This is a genomic window from Sneathiella litorea, from assembly GCF_009882915.1.
Taxonomy (GTDB): Bacteria; Pseudomonadota; Alphaproteobacteria; order Sneathiellales; family Sneathiellaceae; genus Sneathiella; species Sneathiella litorea.
Genome location: NZ_WTUW01000001.1, coordinates 166909 through 191938, shown reverse-complemented (window position 1 = coordinate 191938; position 25030 = coordinate 166909). Strand labels below are relative to the sequence as shown.

20 protein-coding genes are annotated in these 25030 nt (G+C 51.1%); 11 read left to right on the top strand and 9 right to left on the bottom strand.

The genetic code is table 11. The features are described 5' to 3' along the window. The first annotated feature begins 94 nt into the window (after nucleotides 1–94). The 3 genes from GQE98_RS00905 (at nucleotide 95) to GQE98_RS00895 (ending at nucleotide 4837) form a co-directional block, all read left to right on the top strand. Nucleotides 95–1981 carry an acyl-CoA synthetase gene (locus GQE98_RS00905; protein WP_161313673.1) on the top strand — a complete coding sequence of 629 codons (1887 nt, stop codon included), beginning with the start codon at nucleotides 95–97 and terminating at the stop codon, nucleotides 1979–1981. A gap of 57 nt (nucleotides 1982–2038) precedes the next feature. Then, nucleotides 2039–3709: an acyl-CoA dehydrogenase family protein gene (locus tag GQE98_RS00900; RefSeq protein ID WP_161313672.1), complete on the top strand. Its 1671-nt coding sequence runs from the start codon at nucleotides 2039–2041 to the stop codon at nucleotides 3707–3709. Between the two features lie 150 nt (nucleotides 3710–3859). After that, on the top strand, nucleotides 3860–4837 hold the full coding sequence (locus GQE98_RS00895) for an NAD(P)H-dependent flavin oxidoreductase (RefSeq protein ID WP_161313671.1): 978 nt from the start codon (nucleotides 3860–3862) through the stop codon (nucleotides 4835–4837). A 44-nt stretch (nucleotides 4838–4881) separates the two neighbouring features. Here GQE98_RS00895 and GQE98_RS00890 read toward each other — a convergent pair whose 3' ends face one another. Further along, on the bottom strand, nucleotides 4882–5664 hold the full coding sequence (locus tag GQE98_RS00890) for an enoyl-CoA hydratase/isomerase family protein (protein ID WP_161313670.1): 783 nt from the start codon (nucleotides 5662–5664) through the stop codon (nucleotides 4882–4884). Between the two features lie 88 nt (nucleotides 5665–5752). Here GQE98_RS00890 and GQE98_RS00885 point away from each other — a divergent pair, with 88 nt between their 5' ends. Genes GQE98_RS00885 through GQE98_RS00875 form a run of 3 tightly spaced genes read left to right on the top strand, consistent with a single transcriptional unit; the run spans nucleotide 5753 to nucleotide 8008 of the window. Then, a complete protein-coding gene (locus GQE98_RS00885; protein ID WP_161313669.1) occupies nucleotides 5753–6262 on the top strand; it encodes a nuclear transport factor 2 family protein in 510 nt (169 codons plus the stop codon). A gap of 3 nt (nucleotides 6263–6265) precedes the next feature. Then, on the top strand, nucleotides 6266–7498 hold the full coding sequence (locus GQE98_RS00880; RefSeq protein ID WP_161313668.1) for an MFS transporter: 1233 nt from the start codon (nucleotides 6266–6268) through the stop codon (nucleotides 7496–7498). A 48-nt stretch (nucleotides 7499–7546) separates the two neighbouring features. Then, nucleotides 7547–8008 (top strand): FAS1-like dehydratase domain-containing protein, encoded by a 462-nt coding sequence (locus GQE98_RS00875; RefSeq protein WP_161313667.1) that lies wholly within the window; start codon nucleotides 7547–7549, stop codon nucleotides 8006–8008. Between the two features lie 81 nt (nucleotides 8009–8089). Here the strand turns inward: GQE98_RS00875 and GQE98_RS00870 are convergent, their stop codons facing one another. Then, nucleotides 8090–8869, bottom strand: coding sequence for an SDR family NAD(P)-dependent oxidoreductase (locus GQE98_RS00870; RefSeq protein ID WP_161313666.1), 780 nt, complete (start codon nucleotides 8867–8869; stop codon nucleotides 8090–8092). Between the two features lie 30 nt (nucleotides 8870–8899). Beyond that, nucleotides 8900–9634 carry an SDR family oxidoreductase gene (locus GQE98_RS00865; protein ID WP_161313665.1) on the bottom strand — a complete coding sequence of 245 codons (735 nt, stop codon included), beginning with the start codon at nucleotides 9632–9634 and terminating at the stop codon, nucleotides 8900–8902. Nucleotides 9635–9737: 103 nt separating this feature from the next. Between GQE98_RS00865 and GQE98_RS00860 the strand changes: the two genes are divergently transcribed. Then, entirely contained in the window at nucleotides 9738–10652 is a 915-nt protein-coding gene (locus tag GQE98_RS00860) for an HAD-IIA family hydrolase (protein ID WP_161313664.1), read from the top strand. 10 nt (nucleotides 10653–10662) lie between these two features. Here the strand turns inward: GQE98_RS00860 and GQE98_RS00855 are convergent, their stop codons facing one another. The 4 genes from GQE98_RS00855 to GQE98_RS00840 all read right to left on the bottom strand — a co-directional run bounded on the left by GQE98_RS00855 (nucleotide 10663) and on the right by GQE98_RS00840 (nucleotide 17923). Further along, nucleotides 10663–11250 carry an HdeD family acid-resistance protein gene (locus GQE98_RS00855; RefSeq protein ID WP_246157137.1) on the bottom strand — a complete coding sequence of 196 codons (588 nt, stop codon included), beginning with the start codon at nucleotides 11248–11250 and terminating at the stop codon, nucleotides 10663–10665. 91 nt (nucleotides 11251–11341) lie between these two features. Further along, nucleotides 11342–13660, bottom strand: a complete 2319-nt coding sequence (locus tag GQE98_RS00850; protein WP_161313662.1) for a heavy metal translocating P-type ATPase — start codon at nucleotides 13658–13660, stop codon at nucleotides 11342–11344. Nucleotides 13661–13670: 10 nt separating this feature from the next. After that, nucleotides 13671–16793, bottom strand: a complete 3123-nt coding sequence (locus tag GQE98_RS00845) for an efflux RND transporter permease subunit (protein WP_161313661.1) — start codon at nucleotides 16791–16793, stop codon at nucleotides 13671–13673. Beyond that, nucleotides 16793–17923, bottom strand: a complete 1131-nt coding sequence (locus tag GQE98_RS00840; RefSeq protein ID WP_161313660.1) for an efflux RND transporter periplasmic adaptor subunit — start codon at nucleotides 17921–17923, stop codon at nucleotides 16793–16795. Before GQE98_RS00840 ends, GQE98_RS00845 begins: the two co-directional genes overlap by 1 nt. A gap of 522 nt (nucleotides 17924–18445) precedes the next feature. Between GQE98_RS00840 and GQE98_RS00835 the strand changes: the two genes are divergently transcribed. Genes GQE98_RS00835 through GQE98_RS00820 form a run of 4 tightly spaced genes read left to right on the top strand, consistent with a single transcriptional unit; the run spans nucleotide 18446 to nucleotide 22299 of the window. Next, complete coding sequence (locus tag GQE98_RS00835) at nucleotides 18446–19420, top strand: ABC transporter permease subunit (RefSeq protein ID WP_161314751.1); 975 nt, start codon at nucleotides 18446–18448, stop codon at nucleotides 19418–19420. Between the two features lies 1 nt (nucleotide 19421). Beyond that, nucleotides 19422–20303: an ABC transporter permease subunit gene (locus GQE98_RS00830; RefSeq protein ID WP_161313659.1), complete on the top strand. Its 882-nt coding sequence runs from the start codon at nucleotides 19422–19424 to the stop codon at nucleotides 20301–20303. After that, on the top strand, nucleotides 20303–21295 hold the full coding sequence (locus tag GQE98_RS00825; protein ID WP_161313658.1) for an ABC transporter ATP-binding protein: 993 nt from the start codon (nucleotides 20303–20305) through the stop codon (nucleotides 21293–21295). Before GQE98_RS00830 ends, GQE98_RS00825 begins: the two co-directional genes overlap by 1 nt. After that, entirely contained in the window at nucleotides 21292–22299 is a 1008-nt protein-coding gene (locus GQE98_RS00820) for an ABC transporter ATP-binding protein (protein ID WP_161313657.1), read from the top strand. Before GQE98_RS00825 ends, GQE98_RS00820 begins: the two co-directional genes overlap by 4 nt. Here GQE98_RS00820 and pgi read toward each other — a convergent pair. Continuing rightward, complete coding sequence (gene pgi / locus GQE98_RS00815; protein WP_161313656.1) at nucleotides 22264–23889, bottom strand: glucose-6-phosphate isomerase; 1626 nt, start codon at nucleotides 23887–23889, stop codon at nucleotides 22264–22266. The genes GQE98_RS00820 and pgi overlap by 36 nt on opposite strands. Nucleotides 23890–24018: 129 nt before the next feature. Further along, the gene (gene dctP, locus GQE98_RS00810; protein ID WP_161313655.1) at nucleotides 24019–25008 is read right to left on the bottom strand and encodes a TRAP transporter substrate-binding protein DctP; all 990 of its coding nucleotides are present in this window, start codon (nucleotides 25006–25008) and stop codon (nucleotides 24019–24021) included. Nucleotides 25009–25030: the final 22 nt, after the last annotated feature.

Genomic DNA, 25030 nt, shown 5'->3' with positions numbered 1-25030 from the left:
TTCCTGCGCTGTATCTGGCATCATGAACCTTAAAAGAAGGATGGATTAACGTCCTCAAAAGAAGAAGCAATGGTGAAATTATGGGAGGACAAGAATGGTGAAAACCATCAGTGAATTCAATTTGCCTTTCTTCAACCTAAAAGACGTGGAGAAATTTGAAGAAACACCGATTGAAAAATGGATGCCGTTTCAAAATGTCTATGACGCATTTTGTGCGGCGGTTGAGCAATATTCAGATAAACCGGCCTTGATTGCCCTACCGCCGGGAGACCCAATGGGTGAAAGTAAGGCAATCACCTATCGTGAATTGCTCGCCAAGGTCAATCAAACGGCTAATCTGTTTCTTTCCGCGGACCTCCATAAAGGCGAGACGGTAACCTATCTCATTCCGCTTTGTCCGCAGGCCTATTTCACTATGCTTGGCGCCGAAGCGGTTGGGATGGTCAATGCGGTTAATCCCCTGCTGGAGCCGGATCATATCCTCGGGATCGCCGAAGCGGCCAATGCCACAATTCTGATTGCGACGGGCCCGGCGTTAAGCCCTGAATTATGGGAGAAGGCGGCCTACGTCATTGAGCGAATGCCTAGCCTCAAAGCGGTTTATGTTCTTGGTGGCGGTGCAGAATGTGACGGCAAAAAGATATTCCCATATGATGAACTGATCGCCAAGCAGGATGCAAGTGGCATCAATGGCCCGCGCAATGACGCGCTGGATGACGTGGTCGGCTATTATCACACAGGGGGGACGACCGGCGTTCCAAAACTTGCGCCGCATACCAACAGAATGCAACTTTCCCAGGTTGCGATTAGCGCTTTCGGCCTCGGTTATTCAAACACGGATTGCCTGCTAGCCGGGTTGCCCATGTTTCATATCAGCGGATCAATCGTTGTCGGTCTTGTCCCCATGTTAAATGGCGCGACTTTGGTAATAGCAAGCCCGCAAGGGTTTCGTGATCCGCAGGTTATTGGCAATTACTGGAGGCTCGTCGAGAAATACGGCATCACGGTTCTTGGCGGCGTGCCAACAATGATGTCCGCGCTGCTGAACATTCCGGTGGGGGATGCCGATATCAGTACGCTCCGGGCGGGGCTCACTGGCGGGTCCGCGGCACCGATTGAGGTTTTGAAGGCGATTAGTGATCTTTCGGAAGTGCCGATGCTCGAAGGATACGGCATGACGGAGGTGACATCTTTCACAACAATGCAACCGCAACAGGGGGAGGCGCGGTTCGGGTCGGTCGGGCTGCGGTTGCCGTTTGTTGATATTGAGGCGGCCCATATTGATGAAGGCGGAAATATTGAGCGATTTGCCGAGCCCGATGAAATTGGGGAGATCATTATGAAAGGCGTCTGCGTCATGTCGGGCTATGTCCAGACAGCATATAATCAGACAACGTTCACGCGAGATGGCTGGTTTCGCTCTGGAGATCTCGGTCGAATTGATGCCGATGGATATATTTGGCTCACGGGTCGCGCGAAAGATATTATCATCAGGGGCGGCCATAATATTGATCCCTCCATCATAGAGGAGGCCCTGCACGAACATCCGGCTGTTGAGCTTGCTGCGGCAGTAGGCCGTCCAGATTCATATGCGGGCGAAATTCCTGTCGCGTATGTCCAGCTTAAGCCGGATATTAAGGTGACGATTGAGGAACTTAAGGATTTTGCGCGTGAGAGAATTCCGGAAAGAGCAGCTAATCCGGCAGACCTCACGATCATCGACGCGATGCCGCTCACTGGTGTTGGTAAAATTTTCAAGCCGGCCTTGCGTCACGATGCAGCGGAGAAGGTTTTCACAGCAGAACTTGAACCCCTCAAAGGCAGCGGAGTTTCAATCGTGGTTGGTGTTGATAACCATCCTGTGCATGGTAGTTTGGCGACGATTATAGTTTCTGGTGCAGATAAAGCGACGCTAGGGAACCAAATCGCTGAGCGGCTGGGATCGTATACACTTCGCCACGAAGTGGTTTGGCAAGAGTGATACTCCGCCCCATATAGAGAGGACAATCGCGCTTTTATAAGAAATAGGAGCACCATGATGACTATCCGTAGTCCGATTTCCAATCTGCCGACCCATGACGTGACTAATGTTCCGCCGATACTGGGGGATCAGGATCTCTATGGTAATGATCTGCCGTTGCAGGAAGGGTTGCTTCGGGAAGGGGCCGGATGGGCTGAACGGGAGATCATTGATTTTGCCTTTAAGGTAGGATCAGAAGAAACGCTTGAATGGGCCAATCAGGCCAACCGATATCCGCCGGAAATGAAAGCCTTCGACCGCAACGGTATGCGGATCAACCAGGTGACCTTTCATCCAGCCTACCATAGCCTGATGGATCTTGCGATTGCCAATGACGTGCCGAGCTTTGCATGGAACAACTCGCGGGCAGGAAATCATGTGGCTCATGGAGCGCTCTCCTATCTTCTCAACCAGATTGAGGGCGGCGTTCTTTGTCCGATGGCAATGAGCTACGCGGTATTACCGGCCCTTAAAGCAACGCCAGAAATTGCAGATGAATGGATACCCCGCTTGCTGGCGAAGGAATATGACCCACGCGATATCCCGGCAAGCGAAAAGAAAAGCATTACCATGGGTATGTTCATGACGGAGAAGCAGGGTGGGTCTGACGTGCGCGCCAATTCAACAAAGGCAATACCGGAAGGATCAGCCCGTGGTTCGGGCGCACCCTATATCCTGACCGGGCATAAGTTCTTTTGCTCGGCGCCCATGTCAGATGCCTTTCTCTCTCTTGCCTACACGGAGAATGGACTTAGCTGCTTTCTACTGCCTCGATGGCGTCCTGATGGTGCTCGCAATGGTTTGTATATTCAGCGCCTTAAAGACAAGCTTGGGAATAAATCGAATGCGTCCAGCGAAATGGAATTTGTCGACGCCTGGGGCTTGATGCTGGGGGAAGAGGGGCGAGGCGTACCTACAATCATCGAGATGGTGCAAGGAACACGCTACTATTGTGCGGTCGGTTCCGCGGCATTGATGCGCCAGGCGTTGACCCAGGCAATTCACCATGCGAGTTATCGCTCCGCCTTTCAGAAGAAGCTGATCCAGCAACCATTGATGCAGAATGTGCTTGCTGATCTCGCGTTGGAATCGGAGGCGGCGACGGCTCTTTTCTTGCGCCTTGGCCGCGCGATAGGTTCAGTAGAGACAGATACAGCGGAAGCGGCACTTGCGCGCCTCGGGACGGCGGTTGGGAAGTATTGGATTTGCAAGCGGACGCCAGGCTATGTTTATGAGGCGATGGAATGCCACGGAGGTCCCGGTTATATTGAAGAAAGTATTTTACCGAGATTGTATCGAGAAGCGCCGGTCAATAGTATCTGGGAGGGTTCTGGCAATGTCATTTGTCTCGATGTGTTGCGGACACTTTACAAAGATGCAAGCGCATTGCCTGCCTTTTTTGCGGAAATTGAGCAAGCTAAGGGTGGTAGTCGCCAGCTTGATAGCCATATTGCGCGTCTGAAGACGGAAGTTGCCGACACCCGCAACTTTGAGTCGCGCGCCCGGCGGATAACAGAAATGATGGCGCTCGCCTGGCAAGCTGCTTTGCTTGTCCAGCACGCGCCCGCTGCCGTGTCAGACGCCTTCTGCGCCTCGCGTCTGGGTGACTATTGGTCCGGCGCATATGGAACCTTGCCAGAGGGCACCGACTTCGATGCGATTCTAGTGCGCGCCGGAGCTCAAAAATAATTAATGCCAAAAAGAACAATTGATGATTGCCAATTGGGCAGGCAGGTCGTTAAATAATCGGTCACAAGGAAAGCTTTTTGCGACTGGCTGTTGCCGCGTGAGAGATCGCTTCCTATAAAGAACAAAAATAATAATTAACTGGAGGCATCCATGAAAACAAAAATAACCGAACTTTTTGGCATTGAACATCCGATCATCCAAGGTGGAATGCATTTTGTTGGTCTCGCCGAGCTTGCGTCGGCCGTGTCTAACGCGGGTGGTCTTGGTATTATCACGGGACTGACACAGAAAACTCCTGCCGACCTCGCGAATGAAATTGCGCGGTGCAAAGACATGACGGACAAGCCCTTTGGCGTCAACCTGACATTCCTGCCAACCTTTGCGGCGCCGCCTTATCCAGAATATATCGAGGCGATCGTCAAGGGTGGCGTCAAGATTGTTGAAACCGCAGGCCGTAGTCCGGAAGCCTATATGCCTGCGTTAAAGGACGCCGGTATCAAGGTTATTCATAAATGTACCTCGGTCAGACATTCATTAAAGGCCCAGAGGATTGGCTGTGACGCGGTCAGTGTTGACGGTTTCGAATGTGGCGGTCATCCAGGTGAAGATGATATTCCGAACATGATCCTGCTACCGCGCGCGGCGGAAGAGCTGGACATCCCGTTTGTCGCCTCAGGCGGCATAGGTAATGCGCAACAGCTTGTCGCCTCACTGGCGCTGGGCGCGGACGGCATCAATATGGGCACACGCTTCATGGTGACGAAAGAGGCACCCATTCATCAGAATGTTAAGGATACCATCATTGCCGCGTCAGAACTGGATACTCGGCTGATTATGCGCCCGCTTCGCAATACCGAACGTGTACTTGATAACCCCGCCGTCGAAAAGGTTCTCGAGATTGAACGCGAGAAGGGCGCGAATACCAAGATCGAGGATATTGTTGATCTGGTGGGCGGTGTCTATCCAAAGGTGATGCAGAAAGGTGATATGAATGCGGGGGCCTGGAGTTGCGGAATGGTTGCGGGCCTGATCCATGATAACCCGACCTGTAAGGAGTTGATTGACCGAATCATGACTGAGGCGGAAGCAATCATCAAAGGGCGCCTCAACAGCCTTACAGCGGCATAATCGAGCTTGAATTCAGGGCTGAAAGTTTACATGAATTTTCAGCCCTATTTCCCTGTCCAGACGGGTTTGCGCTTTTCAACGAAGGCACGGCGGGCTTCCTTGCTATCTTCCGACGCAAATGCAAGAGCAACTGCATCTAGGGCCGTACCCGGGACGGTTTTAAAGTCCATATTTTCCATGCGATAGATCAATTCACGTGCCGATTTCAGGCCGACAGGCGACATTTCCGCGACTTTTGATGCTAGTTTTCGGCTTTCTGATGTCAGGTCTTCTGGTGCAACAACGCGGGTAATCATACCCAGCCGCTCCGCTTCAATTGCGGAAATGGTATCGCCTGTATATATCAATTCCGCAGCTTTCATGCGGCCAATCAACCGCTGCAAAAACCAAACATGCATACCGGGAGGCGCCGCAAGATTGGGAACGCCGGGATAGCCGAATTTCGCATCCGACGAGGCAATGACCATATCGCAGGCGAAAGCGAGCGTGCAGGCCCCTTCCATGGCGTAACCATGTACTGATGCCATAATGGGTTTTGATAATGCACGAACCTTGTCAATCATCTCAACATAGAAGCGGGAGAGAAAGGCTTTCATTTCCGTTGGGCCGTAAGTATCCAGCAGCTTCAGGTCAACACCGCCAGACAATCCCTTGCCCCTGCCCGAAATAATTATGATTTTGACATCCGGGTTGGTATTCGCCAAATCGAGCGCCGCAAAATACTCCGACGTCATTTTTGGATTTATGACATTGGCCGGTGGGTTGTCGAGAATAATATCGGCAATTCCATCTTTCACGGTATAGTGGAGTAGGGAGAATTCGTTCATTTTTAATTCGCTTTTTTTCTTATTTTCTGGATTGAGCGTATATCATAAAGCATGCTGTAAATAGAATAACAATAAAAAGAGGCAAATAATGAATACGCCCGAATTTGGAGAGCTTCTAAACTGTTTTTCGAGTGCAGCTGAAGCCGGAGATGGAGAGGCCTTCGCCGCCTGCTTCACAGAGGACGGTATCTATCATGACTATGTCTATGGTGATCATCAGGGTCGGGCGGAAATAGCTCATATGATGACAGACATGTTTCATCGGGATGCAGGAGAGGACTATCGATGGGAAATGTTTGACCCCATATGCGATGGCAATCTCGCCTATGCCTGGTCGCTTTCCAGTTTCACATCGGCTGTGCCGGAATTTGCTGGAAAGCGGGTTGTGATCGATGGAATGAGTCGGTTTGAACTCAGGGATGGATTAATCTCCGACTATCGTGAATCCGTTAATGGTGGTGTCGCGATGGCGCAGCTTGGCGTAGAGCCGGAACGCCTCACGAAAATATGTGCGAAATGGGGAAGAATGCTCAACGAACAGCCAGCGACCAAGAAGTTCCTGGCTCGTTCAAAAGGTGCATGGAAAGACGGGTCTTAGGAGATGGAGGCGTCCGGCCGCAAGGGCGAGCCTGAAGGCAACAAGGGAATCGCAGCTGGCATTCCTTATGGCCCATTGACCCTGACTCTAGCCATGCAAACCTTGGCGACGATGGCGGCGTTTACGGCCCCTACGCTTGCACCGAAAATTGCTGAAGATCTTGGTGTGGACGGGCATCTTATCGGGTTCTTTGTCTCCACAGTATACGGTATCGGTATTTTCTCCGCGCTGCTCTCGCCTGACTTTATCCAGAAGTTCGGGGCAGTTCGGGTAGGACAGTTTGTTATGGTGGGTGTTGTCGCCATGCTTATCATTGCAGGCTCGGGCGGCTTTAGCGCGCTAGCGCTCTGCGCTTTTGTTCTTGGAGTTGGATATGGCGCGACAGCGCCTGTCTCAACCCATCTTCTGGTGCCGCGCACGAGGCCCAATGTTCTTAATCTCGTTTTTTCCATTCGGCAGATTGGAGTGCCCCTGGGAGGTGTGCTTGGGGCTTTGTTACTTCCTATGCTCGCTGTTAATTTTGGCTGGCGGATAGCTTTTTGGGCTCAGGTTCTCCCAGCCGTTCTGCTCCTTTTGTCGTTTCAGATCTATCGTAAGAGCTGGGACAAGGACAGAAACAAAGCGCATCGCTTATTCAAGGCCGAGCTTTGGCGACCGCTTTATCTCTTGCGTGACAGCAAACTGATGCGACTACTCGCTCTTGCAAGTTTTTCATATACAGGTATGCAACTTTGTTTTATCGGCTTTATGGCGTTGCATCTGACGAATAGAACGGGCCTTGATCTGGTCGCCGCAGGGCAGGTGCTGGCGCTTTACCAAATTTCCGGGGTTACCAGTCGTCCGCTTTGGGGGTGGCTGGCAGATCGTTATATTTCCTCTATCAGGTTACTTGGGTTGCTCGGGGTCGTCATGGCAGCCGCAGCAGTTGCCGCTGGACAGATATCAGACGGCTGGTCAATATGGCCTATTCTGTTAATTTCCATTGTCGCGGGCGCGACCGCAAGCGGATATACGGGTATTGCCTATGGTGCATTTGCTGCATATGGCGGAAAGTACAGAACCGAGGCGACAGCACTCGGTTCCGCGGCCATGTTTGCCGGTGTCCTGATCCTGCCCACTATTTTTAGCCTTATAGTTGGAAATCTTGCTGATTACTGGCAGGCTTACAGTTTGATGGCGGCAATCGTCTTCCTGAGTGGAATATGGCTGGTAGTGGCGAAAGCACCAGAAGATTAAAAACATTTTTAGTGATCATTCTCAAATAGCAATAATAAAGGAGAAGAGATGGAAACCGTTGGATTGGGCCTGCACTATGAGGAACTGCCACTCGGACGAAAATTCCAGACGATTGGTCGGACGGTGACAGAGGCTGATATAGTCAATTTCATCAACTGCACCGGCATGACCGAGGTTTTGTTTACGGATATGGAGTATTTGAACGAACATTCGGACATTCGTGGCCGGGTCGCGCCAGGTGCGCTTGCCTATACAATCGCGGAAGGCCTGCTCGTTCAATCAACCATGCAACATACGGGGTTGGCTTTTCTGAATATGGAGCTTGATGTGCGTGCGCCCGTTTTCGCTGGAGATACAATCCATGTGGAATGCGAAGTTATAGAGGCGCGCCTGACGAAGAAGGGAACACGCGGATTGGTCCGGACGCGAAACAATATTGTAAACCAGAGAGGTGAGGTCGTTATTGAGTACACTCCGCTTCGTATGATTAAATGCCGGGACGCGCACTGAGAGCAGGAGTGCACATAAATAACAGGGGCGGTAAACGAAGGGGCGTCTCCTCCCTTTACCGCAACCTGTCGCGCGCGCCTTTTATGCGTTTTTGATCGTCAAGCCGGCATCCACAGGTAACGCAACTCCGTTGATATAGGAGGCTGCGGGTAAAACCAGGCTCAGGGTTGCATGGGCGACTTCTTCGGGCTCTCCGTATCGCTTCAGCGGAATACGGCGACGGGAGAATATCTCCTTATGTTCATCCTTGATGCGAGCCGTAATGCCAGTGTGTATCGCGCCCGGGCAGATGCAATTAACCGTAATGCCGTATTTGGGCAGTTCCACGGCGAGGGAACGGGTGAGGCCGATAACTCCATGCTTTGCGGAGGTGTAGGGCGCAATCTCTGGTGTCGCACCAAGACCTTCAGTAGAGGCAATATTGACAATCCGGCCCGCGCCCGATGCTTTTAAATGAGGCAGGGCAGCCCGGACCATGCGTACATGTCCGGTTAAAAGGACATCCATATGTCGTTGCCAGTTCTCCTCGAACCCGTCATCCTCCACCGACATATGATGAGAGAAGCCAGCGTTGTTGATTAGAATATCAAGCGAACCAAAATGGCCCGCGATAGTCGTGACAACGGATTCAATCTGTTCCTTGTTCGCAACGTCTAGGACCCATCCTTCAGCGGAACCGCCTGCCTTGCGGATTTCATCGACGACCTTTTGAACGCCGTCTTCTGTAAGATCGGTGACGGCGACATTTGCCCCTTCATCAGCAAAAAGATGAGCGGTTGCACGACCCATGCCGCTTGCCGCACCTGTCACAAGAGCGGTTTTTCCGGCGATCGACCGGCTCAGCTTTGAAAGTTTCGCCATCCGTTTTTCCTTCTTTTCTAATCTGTAGAGTTAGAGAATGAGCCCGCCATCAACGACAATTGTCTGTCCAACAACATAACTGGCGAGTGGAGAGGCGAGATATAAGACGGCGCCCGCTATATCCTCGGGTGTGCCGAGGCGCCCTCGCGGAATTGTTGCGATCGCTGCTTCGCGGCGTTTCGTGTTATCAGTTGTTACCTTTGTTAGTTTCGTATCCACAAGTCCCGGGGCAACACCGTTAACCCGAACGCCGTCACCAGCCCAAGCTTGCCCCAAGGTTCGGGTCAAACCTATTGCACCGGTTTTCGACGCATTATACGCTGGGTTCCCCTTGGTCGCATGATAGCCGGCAGTGGAACTGATAATGACAAGGGAGCCGCTTGTTTGAGCAAGCATGTCGTGGAATTTCGATGCGCAGGCCATGAGGCTGTTGAGATTAGTATCGATGACCTTCAGCCAGCCCGGCATTTCAAACTCGCCGCGTCTATAGACGACTATACCCTGGGATAAAACCAGAATATCCAGCTTATTAAAGGGCGGCGTATAGTCGGCAATTGCTTGAAAATCGCTTACATCCATCTGATTGTAATGAAGTCCCGTTAGATTAGAACCTTCGGTGTCATCATAATCAGTGGCGCTGGCGCGGGTTCCCCAGACATGAACTTCAGCCCCCCGGTCTTTTAAAGCGTGAGCAATGCCGTTGCCTATTCCGCTGGATCCGCCTACAACAAGCGCAGTTTTTCCTGTGAATTCAAGATCGTTCACATGCCTCTCCCTTTTTCTTATTTTTATAAACAATACGGTTTAAGGTGGGCATAAGTAAAGATTAACTTCTTCTTAAATGGCATCTCGCAAGGGTTTTTAAAATATGTCGTTTCCAACCGTTACTGCGCCAGAAATTTTCGAACGTTATGAGGCGATCCGGCCTCGTCTTCCGACGGCGAAATTTCCAACAGCGAGTGTCGCAATTGAAAATCTTGAGGCCCTTGTTGACCAGATCGATATTTTCCTGCTCGATGCCTTCGGGGTGCTGAATGTGGGTGAGAGCGCGATACCAGGCGCGGCCTCAAGGCTTGAGACCTTCTCACGACTCGGGAAGCAGGTTTTCGTGCTGACCAATAGTGCAACTTATGATGCGGCCAATGCACTCAAGAAATACCGCGAGCTTGGTTTTGTCCTGACTAAGGAACAGGTGATTTCAAGTCGCGACGCAGCGATCGCCGCGCTCGCGGTTTATCCAGGAGACTATATATGGGGCGTTGCCGCGACATCCCAATCTGGACTTTCTGAGCTTCCCTGCACATTCCGGCTGCTTGGGGACAATCCAGATGGATTTGATGAGGTCGACGCGTTTTTGCTCCTGAGTTCAGCGCAGTGGACGGTAAAACAGCAAGAGCTCCTTCGGCAGTCTATTCAAAAGAACTCCCGACCGCTTGTCGTTGGTAACCCTGATCTGGTGGCCCCGCGGGAAGTTGGATTGTCATTGGAGCCCGGATATTTCGCACATGAAATTGCGGATCAAACAGGAATCTCACCGCAATTCTACGGTAAGCCATTCTCCGATGTTTTCGAACGGGCGCTAGAAGCGGTCGCAGCAAAAGGGATCGATCGACGCCGTATAGCGATGGTTGGTGATACGCTACATACCGATATACTTGGCGGCGCGGCTGCCGGGGTCCGCACGGTGCTGGTAACGGATCACGGATTTCTCAAGGGCATGGATATCCCGGGGCTCATCGCGCGTTCCGGAATTGTCCCCGATTTTATAGCAGCGACAACCTAACAGCCTTTTACTAGTCCGGCGCACCGTTGCGAACCGCGAGGGCCGTAAAGATTAGCGCCATTCCGGCAAAGAGCATATTGATGCCTACCAGCAAACCGATTGCCCAGCTTGCCGTATCTGGCCAGCCGCGCCAGATCAAATAGGCCAGAAATAGATCGACTACTCCGCTGACCAAGGTCCATGCCCAGCTGCGGATATGGGCCCGGAACTGCAGGGCCAGCAGGATAGAGAAAAACCCTTGAATTATGAAGAACGCCACCATGATCATGGTGAGAGTCAGAACGCCCTCAGTCGGCTTGAAAACCAGCAAGAGGCCCAGAACAACAGCAAGAACAGATGCCAACAGTGACCAAAGGGTGCCGGGCAGGCTACGTGATCGAAGCAAGGTCAAGGTCCGAACAATACCGCCGAATATAAATATCCATCCGATAAAGAGATCAATGGCCAGCGTTGCAACTTGCGGTACCAGGATTGCCGTCGCCCCAAGCAAACTAACCAATAGGCCCTGAAAAAGAAAAAGCTTCCAATGTTTGGCCAGCTCTGCGGCTATATTCTGTCTCATTTCTTCGAGCTTTGGCGGAATACTATCACTCATCATGGTCACCTCAAGCTACTGTCTTCAAAAATACTTCGCACTATAGGTACATATGAAGGCAAAACAAAAGGGAAAATCCCGCTACTTCACAATATTAGTTCAGCTTTATTGTGCGGAGCCGGAGCGCATTTGAAATGACGGAAACCGAGGACAGGCTCATCGCGGCGGCTGCAATCATTGGCGAAAGCAAAGTACCCGTGAATGGGTAGAGAATTCCCGCTGCAATCGGGATTCCCAGGCCGTTATAAGCAAACGCAAAGAACAGGTTTTGCTTTATATTTTGAAGTGTTCCAACGGCTAGCTTTCGGGCGCGAACAATGCCGTTGAGATCGCCTTTGACCAGTGTAATGCCGGCGCTTTCCATGGCGACATCGGCACCAGTGCCCATGGCGATGCCGACATCGGCCGCGGCCAATGCCGGGGCATCATTGACGCCATCTCCGGCCATTGCGATGTGATGGCCTTTTTCTCGAAGTTCCTCGATTAAAGTTTTTTTATTTTCCGGCAGTGCGTCGGCATGAATATCATCAATCCCGAGACGGGCGGCGACAGCCTTTGCCGTACGTTCATTGTCGCCCGTTGCCATGATTATCTTGATCCCAAGGTTGTGCAGGGCGTCGATTGCCTCCTGCGTTGTTTCCTTGACTGGGTCGGCAACTGCTACAATTCCCGCGAGTGCACCCTCACGTGTCACATACATCACCGTCTTGCCTTCATTTTGAAGATCCGCGGCTCTGGATTCGATTTCTGACATATCAAGCTTCTGCCGTTCCATCATGGCCCTGTTCCCAAGGGTCACCGTTTTCCCGTTAACGCGTCCTTCGACGCCCATACCGGTTACGGCATTGAAGTCAGATGCAGTGGGGATGTCGAGCCCACGTTCCTCTGCTCCCGATACGATTGCTTCAGCAAGCGGATGCTCCGATCCTTTTTCAAGCCCGGCAGCGATGGCGAGAAGGGCATTTTCATCCTGGTCATCGAGGCTGATGACGTCGGTAACCTTCGGGCGACCTTCCGTCAGGGTGCCGGTTTTATCAACCACCAGTATGTCAACGGCCGCGAAACGTTCCAACGCTTCCGCATCGCGTATGAGGACGCCCGCATTGGCGCCCCGCCCGGTTGCGGTCATGATTGACATAGGCGTCGCGAGACCAAGCGCGCAGGGGCAGGCGATAATTAGAACAGACACGGCGGCAACAATCGCGTGGATCACGGCAGGCGAGGGGCCGAAAAAGGACCAGATGATAAAAGCGATAACGGCGATGATGACGACGCCCGGAACAAACCAGCCCGCAACCCTGTCCGCTAATCCTTGTATGGGAGCGCGGGACCGCTGGGCAGAGGCGACCATCTCGACAATTTTCGAGAGCATGGTATCCGCACCAACGTGTTCGGCTTTCATGACCAGTGATCCGGTCGCATTTAGTGTACCACCCGTGAGTTTATCGCCTTCGTTCTTCTCAACGGGTACAGGTTCCCCGCTGATCATGCTCTCATCGACCGAGGAACGACCTTCCAACACGATTCCGTCGACCGGAATACTCTCTCCGGGGCGTACACGAAGCGTGTCTCCTTCAAGAATGTTTTCAAGCGGAACGTCATATTCAGATCCATCCGGGTTGATCCGACGTGCTGATTTAGGGGCGAGATCAAGAAGCGCCTTAATTGCGGAGCCGGTCTGCTCACGCGCACGGAGTTCCAGCACCTGTCCCAAAAAGACCAGTGCTATGATAACTGCGGCGGCCTCAAAATAAACCGGGACGACACCGTGATCAATTTGGAATGAGGCTGGAAAACTCGTTGGAAATAAAGTGGCCACGACGCTAAATCCATAGGCAGCGGCGACGCCAAGCATTATCAGGGTCCACATATTGGGGCTGCGGTTGATGATCGATGACCAGCCGCGCTTGAAAAAGGGAATGGCAGCCCAGAGGACAACCGGTGTCGCAAGCACAAGCTGGACCCATGTTGAGAGCTTCGCGTCAATCCATCTTTCAAACGGAAGGCCCACCATCTCACCCATTGTCAGGATCAGAAGCGGCAAGGCAAGTGCTGTACTCACCCAAAAGCGGCGTGTGAAGTCGACCAATTCTTCGTTTGGACCGTCGTCGGCGCTGGGGGCGCCCATCGGCTCCAGTGCCATGCCGCATTTCGGGCAATCGCCGGGGTGATCCTGAATGATTTCAGGATGCATCGGGCAGGTATATTCTGTCGCTTTAGCGGCTGTTTTTCGCCGTTTCTTATGGTTGCCGCTTACGTAAAAATACGGATCGGCGACAAACTTGTCGTGACATTTTTGAGAGCAGAAATGATATTTCTCATCATTATGGACATGGCTCGGCTTGCCTGAGTCAGGCATAACATTCATGCCACATACCGGATCAACAGCCGGTGTAGCGTTGACGTTAGTCATGGAAGCAGTCCTATCTTTCGGCTATGGGTATCCAGCCTGCTTTTTCTCTCAGCCACTGGAAAGCGACATATAACATGGGGATCAGCAGCATTCCAACCGTTGTCGCGGCCAGCATACCTGAAAACACAGGCACACCGAGAGCGACCATCGCTCCCGCTCCTGCGCCGGATGCGATAACCAGCGGTACCAGCCCCATAATGAAGGCGAAGCTGGTCATCATGACGGGGCGAAAACGCAAACGAGCGCCATCCGCTGCTGATTCCAGCAGAGGTTTGCCGATATTTCTTTGTTCAAGCGCAAAAGTGTTAATCAGGATTGCATTCTTCGCTGCCAACGCAATAAGGACCACGATGCCAATTTGCGCATACAGGTCAAAAGAAAGCCCAGCGATCCTTATCCCGGCAATGGCCCCGAAAACCGCAGCTATAACGGAAGTCAGAATTGCGAGCGGAATACTCCAGCTTTCATAAAGAGCAACCAGGAACAAGTAGGCGAAAACAAATGCAAGGCTGAGGACGAGTGGGGTTTTTCCTGCCGCTTCAACCTGTTGCAGGGCGAGGCCCGTCCATTCGAAGGCAAACCCACTTGGCAATTCACTTGCAGATATTTTCTCCATATCCGCCATTGCGACACCCAGTCCCGCCTCGGGCGTTGGATTGCCGAAGATCGAGGCCGATTCATAATTGTTGTACCGTGTGATTTGACGCGGGCCGCTGCCTAGGCGAGCCTCTGCAAAACTTGAAACGGGCACCATATCACCAGAGGAATTACGAACCTGGATGTCGTAAATATTTTCAATCTTGGATCGGTACTCCTCGCTGCCTTGAACATATACTGTCCAGGTTCGACCAAATAAATTGAAATCATTTACATAGTATCCACCCAACTGGCTTTGCAAGGCGTTGAATACGTCAGAAACTTCAATTCCCAGTGTCTTTGCCTTATCTCGGTCAAGGTCGAGGATGACTTGTGGTGTGTTTGCCTCGAATGTTGAAAAGGCGCTTGCAATATTGGCATCCTGATTTGCGGCAATAACTAGATTGCGAAGCACAGCGCCCATTTCGGACGGTTCTTGTCCTTGCAGTGCCTGAAGCATATATTGAAAACCGCCAGCATTTCCCAGTCCATCAATTGCGGGTGGGTTTAGTGGGATATAAACAGCTTCGGCGATACCGGCAAGTTTCGGCATGGCCCTTTGCAATACGGCCGTAGCACTTAGGTCTGGCGACGTCCGCTCTGCGTATGGTTTAAGATTTAAAAATACAACGCCTGCGTTGGAAGCGTTACTGAAGCTTAATAGATCGAGTCCAGCTACCTGTCCGATCATCTCTACTGCGGGATCTCCTTTGAGGGCTTCTACCGTTTGGTCCGCAACTTTCTGGGTCCGGTTGAAAGATGCGCCCGCTGGTAGTTGGAAGACTATCATGACATAGCCCTTGTCTTCTTGCGGAACAAAACCTGCCGGAGTTGAACTGATGCCATAGCCCGATAGAAGTCCGATGCCAATTACAACCACAATGGATATCGCGGATACCCGTACGAGCCTTTTAATTAGGCGCGCATAACCATCTCCAACGCGGTTGATAAATGCAGTGACGGGGCGCATGAAAACGACAGGCTTGCCTGGGCGCAAGAAAAGCGCGCAAAGAGCGGGGGCAAGAGTTAGCGCATTAATGGCGGAAATAACCATTGCGGCCGATATGGCGATCGCAAACTGGCGGAATAAAACGCCGGAAGAGCCGGGCAGTACGGCAACCGGAATGAACACTGCTAACAATACAAACGTAATGGCAATAATTGATCCGGCAATTTCCGTCATCGCTTTATGGGCAGCTTTGGCAGGGGAGAGATGGGGCTCTTCCTCCATCACGCGCTCAACATTCTCGACGACGATAATAGCATCATCGACGACAATACCGATGGCAAGGACCAGCGCTAGAAGGGAAATAATGTTCGCCGTATACCCAAACGCATAAATAACCCCGATGGCGCCGATAATGGCGACCGGCACCGCAAAGAGCGGAATAAGGGTGGCCCGAAAGCGTCCAAGAAAAACGAAAACCACAATTGCGACGAGAACAAATGCCTCAATCAGGGTCTCAACCACTTTGTAGATCATGTCATCAACAAACTCTGCACTGTCGACGAACTTTTCATAGGTCATGTTTGCTGGAAAACTTTCGGAAAGCTCCGCAATTTTTTCTTCCACGGCTTCTGCCGTGATAACAGCATTAGCACCGGGGGAAAGATAGATAGCGACGCCCGCAGCTTCGGCGCCATTTAGCTTGAGCATTTGCTGTGCGCTCTGGGCACCCAATTCAACGCGGGCAATATCTTTAATGCGGATAATAGACCCATCATCTTCTGCGCGTAAGATAATGTTGCCAAATTCCGCAACAGTCGAGAGCCTCCCCTTTGTGTTGACAGTCAACTGAAGGCTTTGTTCGTCAGAAATAGGAGGAGCCCCAAGTCGCCCGGCAGGCGCTTGAATATTCTGGGTTTGGATAGCTGTTATGATATCCTGGTTGGTAATCTTCAAATTCGACATCAGAGTCGGATTATCTATCCAAATCCGCATTGCGTATGAAGATGCTCCCAGAATCTCAGCATTGCCAACTCCAGGTATTCTCTTTAGTTGATCGATGACGTTAATGGTCAGGTAATTGCTGATAAAAAGCTGGTCGAGGCTTGCATTGTCAGAATAAAAACCGAACATTTGCAAAATCGAGTTGGACTGCTTCTGTACAGTTACGCCATCCCGCTGAACAGTATCTGGTAATGAGGAAAGAGCCTGACTTACCCGAGTTTGTGTATTTACAGTAGCGAGGTCGGGATTTGTTCCTACTTCGAACGAGACTGTCAGGGTATAACTGCCATCCGAATTGGACCCGGACGACATATAAATCATGTCGTCTACGCCATTGACCGCACTTTCAAGGGGCTGAGCGATCGAGTCTGCGACCACTCGTGAGTCTGCACCTGAATAGCTGGTGGTAACTTGGACAGTTGGTGGCGTGATATCCGGATACTGGGAAACCGGGATCACGAACATGGAAAGTATCCCCGCAAGAACAATAACGGCGGAGATCACCATTGCGAACTTCGGTCGACGAATAAAAAAATCAAAAAGCATCAGTTCCCCTCGCCTTGGCTAGCGAGTTGGGGGGCTACAGTAATTCCATTTCTTACTTTTTGCTGGCCCGCTGTAATGACGCGATCACCAAGCTTGAGGCCCTTGGTGACAATTAGGGAAAGACCCTGCTGGGCGCCGGTCGAAATACGTCTTACCTCAACCTTATTTTCAGCGTTGACTATCAGGACGTAAGGGCCTTGTTGATCCAGAAGGAGTGCATCCTGCGGAATGACAAGATATGACTGTGCCTCCTTGCTCTCAATAATGACGTTGACAAGTTGTTGATCGACAAGAAGCATTTCCGGATTTGGGAATTCAGCGCGCACTGTAATTGTATTCGTTGCTTTGTTGGCGCTTGGGTCAGCATAAATAATCCGCCCAAGTTTATCGTATATGGTTCCGTCAGGTAGTTTTAGTCTGACGTTGACATCAGAAGTATTAAGTCCGTTTTTGGTGACTTTAATAAACAGCCGGTCTGGCACAGGCCAGGCTACATGAATGGGGTCTTGCGCAACCAGAAGAGCCAATGGTTCACCGGATGAGCCGACCAGAGATCCTTTTGTTTCATTTGCTTTACCGATCCGCCCCGTAATCGGAGCCCGGATTTCTGTATATCCCAAGTCGATTTCAGTAAGGGATAGCTCCGCCTTACGAGCGGCTACATTGGCCTGTGCTTCTTCATATTTCGCTAAATCCTGATCGAGCTGTGCCTGTGAAACTGTCTTGCGGGCGACAAGCTGTTTAGACCTTTCATAGTCCAGTTTCGCGAGTTTAGCAGCGGCTTCGGCACTCGCAAGATTGGCTTGGGCCTGCGCCACATTCGCCTCATATATAGCTTTCTCTATCGTGAAAAGAAGATCCCCTTCCTGAACGGTGCTTCCCTCAACGAAGGCGACTTCCGCAAGATAACCTTCTATACGCGCATTTATTTGAACGCGTGCGGTGGCTTCGACCCGCCCAAAGAACACAGATTGATCAGTAATACTCTTTTCCTCAACCTTTGCCACCAGCACAGCTGGTGCAGAAGGCGTGCCGCCTGCTGCTGATTGTGCTGATGCTGTTTTTGCAATAGTGAGAAAGGGGAGTGTCGCCATGACGGCAATTAAAAGAGTACGGGATATAAGCCGCATATGGCCCCTCACAGATATTAAAAAAAAGAATGTCGAGGGGATTGTCTCACCTGCAGGCCAATCCGTAAACATTTTGGTGAAAAAGAGTTATGTAGTTGTGATAGCTGTCGCAGGCGCATAATTTTAATGTATGAAAGGCAGTATGCAGAAACTTCCTAAAATTGGTGTCGTCTCGGCCAGCTGCAACGAAGCGGGGCGTTCCTGAAAATTTCAACTCTACTGGGAACAGGCTTGTGCCAATGAGCGCTATCGCCCGCAGCGTATTTGCAACGCTAAGTCTGCTATATAAACATGGTGAACCAGCTTTGGTCCGTTGTCGAGGCGCCACTGGAGTTGAGTATAAAGGCGCCCTTTAACTCCTCTCGCTTTTGTCAATGCGCTGTCTTATCATACAACCTAAAGCTAAGAAACAAGCAATCCGCCCCTTACAATCTGGGGCCGATGCCACCGCCCGATGAGGTTTATACTAAGTACCATGGTGCAGTCGAAAATCGACATAAGGTGGGGGACCCGACCATGATCATGACGCTACTTATGCTCACTCGACGTTTGTTGCATGCCTTCCTGCTTATTCTGGCCGTGCTCGTCCTGAATTTCCTTCTGATCCATCTGGTGCCGGGGGATCTTGCGGAAATCATCGCAGGGAAGACGGGCGGCGCGACAGAAAAAATAATGACCGGCATCAAGAAGACCGACGGCCTCGACGAGCCGGTTTATGTTCAACTTGGGCTCTATTTAAAGAAGGCATCGCAGGGCGATTTAGGCCAATCCGTCTTTTACAATGTGCCCGTGCTCGAGCTTGTTTCAGGCCGGGCCGGTCCAACCATTCTATTAGTGGCGACGGCGCTCCTGTTCGCAATTTTTATGGGAACAATGCTGGGTGTTCTTGCCTCCCATAATTCCAATGGCATTCTAAGTGGCTTGGTCACAGTTGTCTCAGCTATCGGATACTCAGTGCCGGTATTCTGGGCGGGGATAATGTTGATTGTTCTGTTTGCCTGGGTTTATCCTTTATTTCCCATTTCTGATATGTATGACATCACGAAGAGCGGCGGATTTTTCGGTCGGGCAGTTGATATCCTCTATCATCTAGTATTGCCGGCTCTCACGCTAGGTTTTGTCTATCTTGCGCAATATGCCCGGTTGACCCGTGCCAGCATGTTGGAAGTTCTGGGCTCGGACTATATCCGGACGGCGCGGGGCAAGGGTGCCTCAGACATTCGGATTTATAGGCATCATGCGTTGCGCAATGCTGTATTGCCGGTGGTTACGATGACTGGAATACAATTTGGCAGCATCATTTCTGCCGCAGTTCTGGTGGAGACGGTTTTCAGGTGGCCGGGACTTGGCACACTCGCGCTTGAATCCATTCTTGTTCGGGATTATCCGACAGTTTTTGGTGTCCTTTTTTTTACGTCCTTGTTGGTAATCAGCGCAAAACTTATTACGGAATTAGTAAACTGGCTTGTTGATCCGCGGGTCCGGACAGGGGGATAAAGTGGCGGTAGTCGACAGTAGCAGGCAGGTTATTCAGAGCCAAAGCCCTTGGAGGGAGGTTGCTCGTGCCTTCCGGCAAAGCTGGGCAGGGGTGTGCGGCTTAGCCATTCTTATACTGGTTATTCTGTTTACATGTACCGGGCCCTTTTTCTATCCGGTTGACCCGTTCGAAATAGTCTGGGCGCCCCTGACCCCGCCGGGTACATTCATTCAGGCACCACTTGGCACGGATTTTCTCGGTCGGGACATTCTGGCAGGACTTGTCCACAGCGGTCCTGCTACATTGGTTGTAGGGCTGCTTGCCGGTATTATCACGGTTACGATCAGTTTACTGGTTGGCACTGTTGCGGGTTACTATGATGGCGTTATCGGTAAGATTTTGATGCGCGTCACGGAGTTTTTCCAAGTATTGCCCGCATTGGTGTTCGCTATGGTTCTCATCACCCTGTTTACTCCAACATTTTATAATGTCGCGCTCATTATTGGAATAGTTAGCTGGCCAACGATGGCCTGTCTGACACGTGCGGAGGTTTTACGAGTTCGCAAGCTGGAATATGTAATTGCGGCGCGGTCTATTGGCGCGGGAAACCGCTGGATTATATGGCGTGTGATCCTGCCAAATGCGCTGGCACCGTTGATTGTTGCGGCTACCCTGACCATTGGTTTTGCCATTCTGTTCGAATCCGGGCTTAGCTTTCTGGGCCTTGGCGATCCGAATGTATTAAGTTGGGGGCAGATGATCGGGGCAGGGCGTGAATATATGTTCGATGGATGGTGGGTTGTGACTTTGCCTGGGGGCATGATCTTCTTAACGGTACTGGGCTTCAGTCTTGTGGGGGATGGTCTGAATAGTGCCTTCAATCCAAAGCGGAGGGAGCGTTGATGACTACAATTCTTTCCATTCGGGACCTGATAGTTGATTTTAAGACCCGGGCAGGCAATGCGCGAATCCTCAACGAAATTTCTCTTGAGCTGAACAGCGGTGAAATTCTTGGCATTGTCGGGGAGCCCGGCTGCGGAAAGAGCATGACGGCTCTTTCTGTCATGGGGCTTGTGCCGAGTCCATCCGGTAAAATTATCAGCGGTTCCATTCTGCTGGAGGGGGAAGATCTAGTGCGGGCATCAACTACACGGATGCGTCAGATTCGTGGCGGTATTATCTCGATGATATTTCAGGAACAGGTGCATTCACTCAACCCGATGTATCGTGTGGGAGACCAGATCGCTGAATCTGTCCTTCTGCATGAAGACGTAACGAAAACGGACGCGTGGGAAAGAGCTTTGGAAATGTTGACGAAGGTTGGCATGCGGGAGCCAGAAATTTGGGCGCGGGCATATCCGCATGAGCTATCTCGCGGACTGCGTCTAAGAGTAGAAATTGCAATGGCGCTATCCTGTCGTCCCCGTATTCTTATTTTGGATGAACCGACGGCAGCTCTTGATGTTACGGTTCAGGCACAGATTTTTGATTTGTTGAAAGACCTTCAACGTGAAACCGGGACGGCCATTATCCTGATTACTGATGATATGGGCGCAATCTCCGAACTGGCGGACCGTGTTGCCGTTATGTGTGCAGGCAATATTATTGAAACTGGCACAACGGAGGATATTCTCTCAGATGCTCAGCATCCCTATACAAGAGGGTTGATCGCCTGTATTCCCCATCTTGAGACAGATCTATCGGAAAAGAGACTGTACTTAAGCGAGCTTAAAGAGGCTGTCCTGACTCCGGAAGAATTAGGTCAGGGATGTGCCTTTGCACCGCGCTGTCCCTATAATACGCTGGTATGTGAAGAAATACGTCCACCGATCAAATCTATCAAGGGGGTGCATTCCGTTGCCTGCCACAATATAAAATATGTGGTGGCGGTATGAGTGAAAACACTCTTCTGGAAGTCCAGGACCTAAAGGTCCATTTCGGCGGTAAAAAGCTGTTTCGTAAAGCGCAGATTGTTCATGCTGTTGATGGCGTTAGCTTTACAGTTCCAAAGGGAAAAGCCTTTGGTATCCTGGGGGAGAGTGGGGCCGGAAAAACCACAACAGCGCTTGCCGTTTTGCGGCTGGTCCCCCTTACGGATGGAACAGTAAGGATTGACGACGCAGAGTTCAGCGCCCTCCGAAAGAATGAGCTTCGCGAAGCCCGGCATAAAGTTCAAATAATATTTCAGGACCCCTATTCCTCTCTTAATCCGCATCGACGGATTGGCGATATTGTCCGCGAACCTCTTGATCTCATGGATATTGGTTTGGAAACAGACCGAGACCAAATGGTTCTTGACCTGTTCGTCCAGGTTGGTCTCCAGCCGGAACTAACACTGCTTTTCCCTCACCAAATTTCTGGCGGACAGAAGCAACAAGTCTGTCTAGCCCGGGCACTTGCAACTAAGCCAGCGCTGATTGTCTGCGATGAACCCGTTTCCGCGATCGATATATCGGTGCGGGCTCAAATCCTTAACCTGATGCGGAAATTGCAGGAAGATCTGGGTCTGACTTATTTATTCTTCAGCCGTGATCCTGGTGTCGTTCAGTACCTTTGCGATCACGTCGCGGTCATGTATCTCGGTCAGGTAGTTGAGCAGGCGGACCGCATCGCACTTTTCTCTAATCCTCAGCATCCTTATACCAAAGCTCTTCTAGCCGCGGTGCCGAAGGTGCGGCCGCAGGTCGGTAATGAAAAGAAGGTGCCGCTGGCGGGAGATCCGCCTAGTCCGATAAATCTGCCAATGGGATGTAGGTTTGCGGACCGTTGTCCGGTTGCGTTTGAAAAATGCTATCGCGTCGTACCTGAATTGAAGGATCGGGGAAACGGGCATATGGCATCATGCCATCTACTGGATAAAGGGTTAGTCACCGCGAAGCTGGGAAATGGTTTGGAGTAGACCCTGTGTCGAGCCGTCTTTATCTTCATAACCGGCATTTTTGCCGATCAGGGGCAGTAATGTGGCTGCGAGTTCCTTGCCGAGTTCTACGCCCCATTGATCGAAACTATTAACGCCCCATATAGCGCCTTCCACAAAAACCCGATGTTCGTATAGGGCAATGATACGCCCCAATGTGCGCGGTGTCAGCTTACGATAAATCAAGGTGGTGGAAGGGCGATTTCCCGGAAACACCTGATGGATTGCAAGATCGAGATCTTCCTGCGCTGCGCCTTGTGCCCTAAGTCTTTCGGTCGCTTCATCACGGTTACGCCCGCGCATCAATGCTTCTGACTGGGCCAGGCAATTGGCCAGTAAAAGCCGATGATGTTGCGGCAGGTTCTCTTCATGAGATTGCGCCGCCACGAGAAACTCACATGGGATGATCTGGCTGCCTTGATGGATAAGTTGATAAAAGGCATGTTGTCCGTTTGTGCCGGCCTCTCCCCAGACAACAGGTCCACTCTTCCGGGTAATAACGTCACCTGTAAGGGTGACACTTTTGCCATTACTTTCCATATCGAGTTGCTGCAAATACGCGGGCAGGCGGGCTAGCCTCTGATCGTAAGGGAGTACGGCGCGACTTTCATAGCCGCAGATATTATTGTGCCAGATGCCGACCAGGCCCAGCATCACAGGTATATTCTTATGCAGCGGTGCCGATCGGAAATGCTGATCCATATCGTGTCCGCCTTGGAGAAATTCGGCAAACCGTTCCTGGCCAATTGCAATCATTAAAGAAAGACCAATAGGCCCCCAGACGGAGTAGCGCCCGCCAACCCAGTCTCCAAAACTAAACACCATATCCGGCGCAATTCCGAATTCTGTGGTTTTATCAAGTGCTGTTGAAACCGCCGCAAAATGTTCTGTGGCCTTTTCCCCAATTCCTGCCGTCATCCATTTTTTTGCAGTCGCGGCATTGGTCATCGTCTCGATTGTCGTGAATGATTTCGAGGAGATGATAAATAGCGTCCGTCCTGGATCGAGCTGCTTTAGTAGATCAGAGATTTCAGCGCCATCGGCGTTGGAAACAAAATGCAGGCGGGGTCCGTCATGATAGGGTGCGAGGGCGGGCGTCGCCATGGCGGGCCCAAGATCGGATCCGCCAATGCCAATATTGACAACATCTGTAAATGCAGCACCATCATGGGCTGACGTTATCCCTGATCGAACGCCTTCTGCAAACGCAGCCATACTGGCCAGCGTCGCGTTGACCTCCGGCATAACATCCTTGTTTTCGACGAAAACCGGCTCGTTACTCCTGTTGCGAAGTGCAGTATGGAGAGCCGCGCGGTTTTCTGTTCGATTAACAGGCTCGCCGTTGAACATCGCGTCGCGCTTGTTTTCAAGATCTGTCGCACAGGCAAGCTCAAGCAACAGGGAACATGCTGTTTCATCCAAACTCGTTTTCGAAAAATCGAGCAGCATATCATCGAGGGTGATTGAAAAATTTTGGAACCGTTCGGGATCCCGGGCGAAGCGCTCGACGAGCGGAGTATCTTTTATCCTCTCGTAATATTCGGCCAGGCGCGACCAAATATCTTCATCCATCGCGTATCTCCCCAGTTACTTTCTCTAACTTGCCGACATGTAATAATAAGGCAAACTACTCCGCAGTTCGTTAAGGATTTCTCAAAATGTACTATATTTTTCTTTAAAAGGTTTCTTTTTAGCCGCGTTTTACATTTGATCGACCAACGTTATTAAATCAACTCCGTTACGTCCTGTAGTGGCAAGATACTTATTCTTAAATGCTGGCAGCATAATATCTTTCAGCACTTCAATTTCCGGCATTGTGGCAATATGGATTTGCATGTCCTCACCTTTCAGCAGGCCAGGTGCCGCGGCCGCTGAAATCTCGCTTGCTTCAATTGCCCAGATTTCAGCTTTTGCGCTGGCGTCTATAATAGCCTGACGGCTCTTCTCTGGTAATGCATTGTACCACTCGGTGTTTACATAACCGTTATAAAAAACAGTAAAAAGAGGCAGAATGGTTACGTGGTCCTGCACTTCATAATAGCGTTCGGATAAAGCGGAAGAAACATTTGTGAGGCCCGCATCTAATTCACCTTTTTCCAAGGCTTTATACGCGAGCCTATCGGGCATATCGACGGGTTTCGAGCCCAAGGCCTCAAGAGCTGTGTTAAAAATAGGACCCAAACCCTGTATCCTGATGCCCTTAAAATCGGATGGCTTGACCAAATGCCGATCCTTCGATGTGATGGTCGTCCGCCATGTCGTGAACAGCCAGGTTACGTTGGTTAAGCCCGTTTCTGCTATTCTTCGCTCCAGCACGGATGCGGCGGGTGAACCACTCCATTTTTTATGAATCTCGACATTGCGAAATGCAAATGGTTCGAGTGTGATATCCATCAGCGGAAGACTTTCCGTCCACTGAATATTGTTGGAGAAAGCACATTCCAGCTCACCTGCACGAACAGCTTCCGCATTTCTGGGCGCTTTTACCAGACTGTTTGCGCTATTAATTTGCACATCGATATCGTTTTCCGAAAGTGTCTCAATCTCTGCAGCCCATTGATCGATGACTTTAGCAATATGGTCGTTCGGCGGGAGTTGATGGCTGCAGCGCATGATTTCTGAAGCCTGCGGTATATTGGTTAGCGACGTCATCAAAAATAGCCAAATGGCGACGCCGAAAATTTTCTTCAACTTAATTTATCCCTTATTTATT

Coding starts and splice junctions, on each gene's coding strand:
- GQE98_RS00905 (WP_161313673.1), top strand. CDS start 95: ATGGTGAAAACCATCAGTGAATTCAATTTGCCTTTCTTCAACCTAAAA.
- GQE98_RS00900 (WP_161313672.1), top strand. CDS start 2,039: ATGACTATCCGTAGTCCGATTTCCAATCTGCCGACCCATGACGTGACT.
- GQE98_RS00895 (WP_161313671.1), top strand. CDS start 3,860: ATGAAAACAAAAATAACCGAACTTTTTGGCATTGAACATCCGATCATC.
- GQE98_RS00890 (WP_161313670.1), bottom strand. CDS start 5,664: ATGAACGAATTCTCCCTACTCCACTATACCGTGAAAGATGGAATTGCC.
- GQE98_RS00885 (WP_161313669.1), top strand. CDS start 5,753: ATGAATACGCCCGAATTTGGAGAGCTTCTAAACTGTTTTTCGAGTGCA.
- GQE98_RS00880 (WP_161313668.1), top strand. CDS start 6,266: ATGGAGGCGTCCGGCCGCAAGGGCGAGCCTGAAGGCAACAAGGGAATC.
- GQE98_RS00875 (WP_161313667.1), top strand. CDS start 7,547: ATGGAAACCGTTGGATTGGGCCTGCACTATGAGGAACTGCCACTCGGA.
- GQE98_RS00870 (WP_161313666.1), bottom strand. CDS start 8,869: ATGGCGAAACTTTCAAAGCTGAGCCGGTCGATCGCCGGAAAAACCGCT.
- GQE98_RS00860 (WP_161313664.1), top strand. CDS start 9,738: ATGTCGTTTCCAACCGTTACTGCGCCAGAAATTTTCGAACGTTATGAG.
- GQE98_RS00855 (WP_246157137.1), bottom strand. CDS start 11,250: ATGATGAGTGATAGTATTCCGCCAAAGCTCGAAGAAATGAGACAGAAT.
- GQE98_RS00850 (WP_161313662.1), bottom strand. CDS start 13,660: ATGACTAACGTCAACGCTACACCGGCTGTTGATCCGGTATGTGGCATG.
- GQE98_RS00845 (WP_161313661.1), bottom strand. CDS start 16,793: ATGCTTTTTGATTTTTTTATTCGTCGACCGAAGTTCGCAATGGTGATC.
- GQE98_RS00840 (WP_161313660.1), bottom strand. CDS start 17,923: ATGCGGCTTATATCCCGTACTCTTTTAATTGCCGTCATGGCGACACTC.
- GQE98_RS00835 (WP_161314751.1), top strand. CDS start 18,446: ATGACGCTACTTATGCTCACTCGACGTTTGTTGCATGCCTTCCTGCTT.
- GQE98_RS00825 (WP_161313658.1), top strand. CDS start 20,303: ATGACTACAATTCTTTCCATTCGGGACCTGATAGTTGATTTTAAGACC.
- GQE98_RS00820 (WP_161313657.1), top strand. CDS start 21,292: ATGAGTGAAAACACTCTTCTGGAAGTCCAGGACCTAAAGGTCCATTTC.
- pgi (WP_161313656.1), bottom strand. CDS start 23,889: ATGGATGAAGATATTTGGTCGCGCCTGGCCGAATATTACGAGAGGATA.